General features: G+C 59.1%; 2 protein-coding genes. Both read right to left on the reverse strand.

Features of this window, described 5'->3' with window-relative positions; all coding sequences use genetic code 11:
- Positions 1-312: ATP-binding protein (locus tag V6S97_RS29040; RefSeq protein ID WP_334428440.1), on the reverse strand; the 312-nt coding region annotated here is incomplete at its 3' end.
- A complete protein-coding gene (gene istA, locus V6S97_RS29045) occupies positions 302-1,834 on the reverse strand; it encodes an IS21 family transposase (RefSeq protein ID WP_334428441.1) in 1,533 nt (510 codons plus the stop codon). The genes V6S97_RS29040 and istA, both read right to left, overlap by 11 nt.
- Positions 1,835-1,889: the final 55 nt, after the last annotated feature.

Genomic DNA, 1,889 nt, shown 5'->3' on the forward strand with positions numbered 1-1,889 from the left:
ATTGTGCGCTCCATCCATGAACTCACATCGATGCAATTGCCGCACTGTCGCTTCGTTGATCTCGCTGGCGGCGAAGTCAAAGCCGGAAAGATCCTTGTAAGCCGGGAAGCGAGCCGCCTTCATATGATAGGCGATGGAGCGAACCTCGCGCTCGGCCATTTCGGCTTTCAGCAACTGCGACAGAATGGGCACCGCCGCATCGAAAGCCGGGGCCCCTTGTTCGATCAGGTCTGTGACGGCCTGGGCCATACCGTACATCTTCAGGCTTCGCAGCATGATGACAACGGCGGCACTTGCAGGATCATGACGCATGGCGACCTCCTGCGATCCGGACGCGCAGGCCATCATAGCGTTCAACATTTGCCTCAGGTTCACGCCGTAAGGTCAGCGCCGGCGGCGTATCGATACCGGGACCGTCGGTCGTCTTGCCGTCGATCAGCATGTGCAGCAGATTCAGCACATGCGTTTTGGTCGCCACGCCCGCCTCCAGGGCGAGTTCCACGGCTTGCAGGACGGCCTCTTCGTCGTGATGAAGGACAAGGGCGAGGATATCGGCCATCTCACGATCACCGCCGGGACGGCGAAGCATCTGGTCCTGTAGTTGCCGAAAGGCCGAAGGCAATTCCAGGAAGGGCGCACCATTACGCAACGCACCGGGTTTGCGCTGGATGACGGCAAGGTAATGCCGCCAGTCGTAAATCGTTCGCGGCGGCTTGTCGTGACTGCGTTCAATGATCCGCGTATGTTCGCAGAGGATATTGCCCTCGGCTGCAACGACCAGTCGCTCGGGATAAATCCGCAGGCTGACGGGCCGGTTCGCAAAAGACGCAGGCACGCTGTAGCGGTTCCGTTCGAAGGTGATCAGGCATGTCGGTGAGACGCGCTTGCTTTGCTCGACGAAGCCGTCAAAGGCGGCAGGCAACGTCATTAATGCCGCCTTCTCTTCGGCCCAAACGTCGGCGATCGTACCGGGCAAAGTGCCGTGCGGTGTCTCACGCCATAGATCCTGGCAGTGCTGTTCCAGCCAGACGTTCAGTGCCGCCAGATCTGCGAAGGCGGGCATCTGTTGCCACAACCGCGGACGGGCATCCTGGACGTTCTTCTCGACCTGTCCCTTCTCCCAGCCTGCCGATGGATTGCAGAACTCAGGCGCAAAGACGTAATGGTTCGTCATCGCGAGGAAACGGATGTTGACCTGCCGCTCTTTGCCGCGACCGACACGATCGACCGCCGTCTTCATGTTATCGTAGATGCCGCGACCAGGCACGCCGCCGAACACACGGAAGCCGTGCCAGTGGGCGTCGAAGAGCATCTTGTGTGTCTGCAAAAGATAGGCACGCAAGAGGAACGCCCGGCTGTGCGCCAGCTTGATGTGTGCGACCTGAAGCTTCGTACGCTCACCGGCTATGACAGCGTAGTCCTCACTCCAATCGAATTGGAATGCTTCGCCAGGACGGAAAGACAGCGGAACGAATATGCCACGCCCCGTCGTTTGCTGCTCACGTTGCCGATCAAGTCGCCATTCACGGGCAAAGGCAGCCACCCGGCCATAGGAGCCGGTAAAACCAAGGGCAACCAGATCAGCATGAATCTGCTTCAACGTACGCCGCTGCTTGCGCGACTTTCTAGCCTCGCTCTTCAGCCAACCCGCCAGTTTGTCGGCAAATGGATCGAGCTTGCTCGGTCGTTCGGGGACCGTGAATGTCGGCTCGATCGTGCCGGCATTCAAATATTTGGAGATGGTGTTGCGTGACAATCCGGTTCGTCGGCTGATCTCGCGCACCGACAACTTCTCGCGCAGTGCCATCCGACGGATGATATTCAAAAGTCCCATGTGGATCACTCCGTTGCCCCCGTCACTCAAAGCGATGGGGAAAGGTTCACATGGC

The sequence above is a fragment of the Agrobacterium sp. CCNWLW155 genome (assembly GCF_036888815.1).
Classification (GTDB): domain Bacteria; phylum Pseudomonadota; class Alphaproteobacteria; order Rhizobiales; family Rhizobiaceae; genus Agrobacterium; species Agrobacterium radiobacter.

Bases quoted from the DNA above. Each gene is read 5' to 3' on its own strand.
- istA (WP_334428441.1), bottom strand. From the start codon at position 1,834: ATGGGACTTTTGAATATCATCCGTCGGATGGCACTGCGCGAGAAGTTG.